The sequence below is a fragment of the Streptomyces phyllanthi genome (assembly GCF_009377205.1).
Classification (GTDB): Bacteria; Actinomycetota; Actinomycetes; order Streptomycetales; family Streptomycetaceae; genus Streptomyces; species Streptomyces phyllanthi.
The window spans coordinates 1-4,581 of the sequence record NZ_VJZE01000602.1; the positions used below are offsets into that span (position 1 = coordinate 1).

At 69.7% G+C, this 4,581-nt stretch carries 4 protein-coding genes and 1 pseudogene; all 5 read right to left on the minus strand.

Annotated elements, in window-relative coordinates; translation table 11 throughout:
- Positions 1–311 (minus strand): annotated as a pseudogene (locus tag FNH04_RS48300) (TIGR03943 family putative permease subunit); the annotation flags it as partial.
- Positions 308–1,360 (minus strand): permease, encoded by a 1,053-nt coding sequence (locus tag FNH04_RS41805; protein ID WP_322725402.1) that lies wholly within the window; start codon positions 1,358–1,360, stop codon positions 308–310. The gene FNH04_RS41805 and the pseudogene FNH04_RS48300, both read right to left, overlap by 4 nt.
- Positions 1,361–1,463: 103 nt before the next feature.
- A complete protein-coding gene (locus tag FNH04_RS41810; protein ID WP_152791467.1) occupies positions 1,464–2,816 on the minus strand; it encodes a helix-turn-helix domain-containing protein in 1,353 nt (450 codons plus the stop codon).
- Between the two features lie 322 nt (positions 2,817–3,138).
- Positions 3,139–3,336 (minus strand): DUF397 domain-containing protein, encoded by a 198-nt coding sequence (locus FNH04_RS41815; RefSeq protein ID WP_152791468.1) that lies wholly within the window; start codon positions 3,334–3,336, stop codon positions 3,139–3,141.
- Positions 3,296–4,144 carry a helix-turn-helix domain-containing protein gene (locus FNH04_RS41820; RefSeq protein WP_152791469.1) on the minus strand — a complete coding sequence of 283 codons (849 nt, stop codon included), beginning with the start codon at positions 4,142–4,144 and terminating at the stop codon, positions 3,296–3,298. The genes FNH04_RS41815 and FNH04_RS41820 overlap by 41 nt, the downstream gene beginning before the upstream one ends.
- Positions 4,145–4,581: the final 437 nt, after the last annotated feature.

The window sequence follows — 4,581 nt, forward strand, 5'->3', positions numbered from 1 at the left end:
ACCCGGGGACCGCCCGTGTGCGGGTGACCGTGCCCCTCATGGTCATGCCCCTCACCGCCGTCATGCCTCTCACCGCCGTCATGCCTCTCACCGCCGTCATACCCCTCACCGCCGTCGTGGTCCTCCTCCCGCACCCGCGCGTTCCTGACCCCGGCCAGCACCCCCAGCACCACCAGCAGCACCCCGGAAGCGATCAGGAACGGCCGCAGCCCCGGCTGGACGTACCGCAGATACAGCTCGCTGAGGAGCGAGATACGCAGGATCGCCGCGCCGCACAGCAGCAACAGCACCGCGGGACCGTAACGCCTCACAGGAGCCACCACCCCACCAGAACGCTGCTGGTCACGGCCACGAGCCAGGTGGCGGAGGAGAACCGTACGGCGAAGGACCGGCCGAACGTGCCCGCCTGCAGGGCGAACAGCTTCAGGTCCACCATCGGGCCCACCACCATGAAGGCCAGCCGTGCGGTGGGGGAGAAGCCGCTCAGGGAGGCCGCGACGAAGGCGTCCGCCTCGCTGCACACGCACAGCACGACGGCGAGCACGGCGAGGAGGAGGACGGACAGCCAGGGCGAGCCCGTGAAGACGTCGAGGACGGAACGCGGTACGAGGATGTTGAACGTCGCCGCCGCTGCCGCGCCCACCACCAGGAACCCGCCCGCGTGCAGGAAGTCGTGCTGCAGCCCCGACCGGAAGTCGTCCCAGCGGGACCAGCGGGACCGGCGGGACCGGCGGGAAGGTGTCCTCGCCGGGGCCCTGCCCGGCTTCGGAAGGCGTGGCCGCAGCCACTCGTCCTTCCCGAACCGCACCCACAGCCAGCCCATCACCACCGCCGTGGCGAGCGAGGCGACCAGCCGGGCCGCCACCATCAGCGGCTGACCCGGGAACGCGATGGACGTGGCGACCAGCACCACCGGGTTGATCGCGGGAGCGGAGAGCAGGAAGGCGAGGGCGGCCGCGGGCACGACCCCCCGGCGCATCAGGCTTCCGGCGACCGGTACGGACGCGCACTCGCACCCCGGCAGTACGACGCCCGCGGCCCCCGCCACGGGTACGGCGAGCACGGGGTTGCGGGGCAGCAGGCGGTTGAAGACCCGTTCCGGTACGAAGGCGCCGATCGCCGCCGACACCAGCGTGCCCAGCAACAGGAAGGGCACGCCCTGGACGACCACGGCCGTGAAGACCGTCCACCAGGCGGCCATCGCGGGGGTGGCCAGGTCCAGCGCGACCATGGGCCCGAGGACCGAGACGACCGTGGCGATGGCGATGAGGGCGAGGCCGCCGAGGACGGTGTACACGAGGGCACGCGCGGCAAGGCGCACGCCGTCGGCCACACTCCGCACACTTCGCTGGTTGTCCACGCGCCTTGCTTCCGCCCTGCTTCTTCCACGGACCTGCCGCACACACGTACCGCGGCTACGCCCCGCAGATTATCCGGCGGATCTGTGCACCACGTGTGGTTCCTCAGAGCGGGGGATGTGCCGGCGCCGGTCCCAGGGTCGTCGTCCCGGGGACCGTACGGTGCCCGAGTCCCGTCCGGTACGCGTCCAGCGCCGCCTCCACCCGGCCCGTACGGCGCAGGAGGTCCCCGAGGAGACGGCACAGGTCGGCCAGGTCGCCCGCCGCGCCCGCGCGCTCCAGCAGGCTGAGCGCCCGTACGTAGTGCTCCTCGGCGGTCTCGGTGTCCCGCGCGTCCTCCGCGATGATGCCGAGCAGACGGTGCGCGGCGGCGGAGTGGACGGCGCCGCGCTCCGGCGACAGCTCCCCGATGACCTCGCGGAGCAGCTCGGCGGCCTCCTTGGACTTGCCGAGCCGGTGCAGGACGTCGGCCAGTTCCACGGTCACCTGGCTGCTGTACAGCGCGGCGTTCCGGCCGGAGTGCATGACCAGTGCCTCGCGCAACTCGCCCTCCGCGCGCACCAGTTCACCGTTCTGCGCGTGCAGGTACCCGCGCATCCAGTGGCAGTTGGCGAGTTCGGTACGGATCTGGAGCTGGCGGTAGAGCTCGGCCGCCTTGACCAGGGAGGCGTCGGCCTCGGCGACGCGGCCCTCGGCGATCAGCGTGCGCGCGACCTGGCGGTGCATACGGGCCACCAGTGCCGGGTCCCGTACCTGCGGCGCGAGGGACAGGGCGATGTCGGCCGCCTTCGCCGCCCGCGCGTGCGCGCCCATGTCCATGTAGGGACCGATGGCGCTGGCGTAGAGCAGGAGCAGCGCGTCCGGGTCGTGCAGACCGCCGCGGTTGAGCTCGTCGATGGTCGACTCGAGTAAGTAGCAGGCGTAACGGAGTTCCCCGGCGAGGTAGTGGGCGACCGCCCGGCCGCGGAGGGCCGGTGCCCTGACCGGCAGCGGCGCGTCGCCGAGCACCTCCTCCGACCGCTCGAAGTACCGCAGCCCGGCCGCCAGATCGCCCGTCGTCAGCGCGCATTCGCCGAGCCCGAGGAGCGCGACGGCCTGTTCGGCGACGAGTCCGTGCGTCTCGGCCTCCCCCAGGAGCGCCGCGTACTGCTCCGCGGCCACCGAGGCCTCGCCGGTCGCGAGGGTGCGCTGGGCGTCGGTGAGGCGTAATCGCAGATCGGTGGCGAGATGGGCGGGGCGCCCGGTCGCCAGTTCCTCGTAGGCGATACCGAGCCGCTCCGCGATATGGGTGAGCGCCTCGTCGGAGGCGCGTACGCGCCCGGCCTCCACGGTGGAGATGTACGCGGGCGTGTAGGCCGGCTCGGCCAGTTGCCTCTGGGTCAGTCCGCGTTCCACACGCAGTCGCTGAACTCTGCGCCCAATGGTTCCCGGTTCGTCGCGCTCGGCCGTTGCTGACATGAACTAAGCATGTCAGTAAGGGGAGTTGAGCTCTGGCTTTCCTGCGACTCACCCAGGGCCTCTTGCTGTTGAAGCATAAAACGCCTACGTTAAGCAACGCGTTAAACACGCTTAATTCGCTGCTGAGGCCACCGGCGTCGTCGTCCGGTGCTGTCGTCGACCAGCCACCGTTGCCCCCGCTTCCCCTGCGAGGTCGCCGTGCTCCGACACCTGCTCACCCGCCACGCCCGCCCTGTCGCTGCCGCTCTGTTGGCGGTGGCCGCGCTTGTCACCGCGGCGAACGCGGTGCGGCCCAACTGACCGTCTCCAGCACCTCTCGGCGCTACGGCGCGGAGAGGTGCTCCACGAAGGCGGAGTAGGCCTCCGGCGAGAGGATGAGGGTGCCGCCGCGGGGGTTCTTGGAGTCGCGGACGGCGATGTGTGGGGTCAGGGGGGCGACTTCTACGCAGTCGCCGCCGCTGCTGCCGCTGTAGGACGACTTACGCCACTGGACGTGCGTCAGGTCCAGGCTGCTCCCCATAACGCTCCTCCATCACGCGAGCAATCAGTGCCGCTGAGTCCCTCGGGGAGAGGGCCTCAGCCTGCAAGCGAGCGTATCCGAAGGAACGTTCCCTGATCACCTGCGGATTAGCCGTCATGTGCCCCTGGTCGTAGCTCTCGCAGTAGTGCAGGTCGGGGTCGTCGTCGAAGCGCAGAAGGTTGAACGAGCCCATCAAGCTGGAGTGCTGTCCCGCCGAGAACGGCAGCACCTGGAGCTCCAACCAGGGCCGTCCGAAGAGGCTCAGCAGATAGGCGAGTTGCTCCCGCATGACCTCCCGTCCGCCGATCTCCCGGTACAGGACGGCCTCGTCCAACACCGCCCACAGGACCGGAGGCTTCTCCCGCTTCAGGATGCGCTGGCGCTCCATTCGCGCGGCCACCATCTCGTCGAGCGTTTCCTGGTGCTCCACACCGAGTACGGCACGCGCGTACGCCTGGGTCTGGAAGAGCCCGTACACCAACTGCGCTTGATACGTGGAGATGTACGCGGCCCTCGCCTCCATCTCCGCATACGCCTGGAACCACGACGGCAGCTGGCTCCTCAGCACCAGCCCCACCAACCGCGAGAACGTCCCGTCCGTCATCAGCGCCGCATCGCACCGTTCGGCGAACTCCCGTTGCGGGATCTTGTGGGCCGTCTCGATCTGGCCCACCAGTGACCCCGTGCAGAAGATCGACGAGCCCAGCTCCTTCAGTGTCAGCCCCGCCTTCTCCCGCTGGCGGCGCAGCTCGAAGCCGAAGTAGTCCAAAGGAGAGGCGCTGGGGTCCAGTTGGCGAACGTTGGGCATGCGGGCACCCCCAGGTCGGAACGCCGGGCGGCGTTGACGTCGGTACGTGGCCGAGCGTAATCACACGACTCCGCTCCGGTGCCCCGAATCACATAACTGCACCCTCGCGCATATGCCCGCCTGGTGATGTCCACCACACTGCGTACGCGCCGCGGCCGGCGCGACGGAAGGAGCGCGGAAGGCAATCGTCCGTTTCAGGCCCGGTATGCCCGGTTCGACACGGCAGGTCTACGCGGGATGCGTGACCGGGACGTGGAGTCGGTCCGTTACCGAGGGAAACGGCAGGTTCCGGAAGAGCCCTTACCTACCTGCGGGTACGTGTGACGATACGGCCCGCAGGTGTTTGAGCCCTCAATTTGTCACGGTCAGCAAAGGAACGGGTCATGACCAACCCTGTCCTCTCGGTCGACATGCCCGCCGCACCCTCCGCCCCCTCC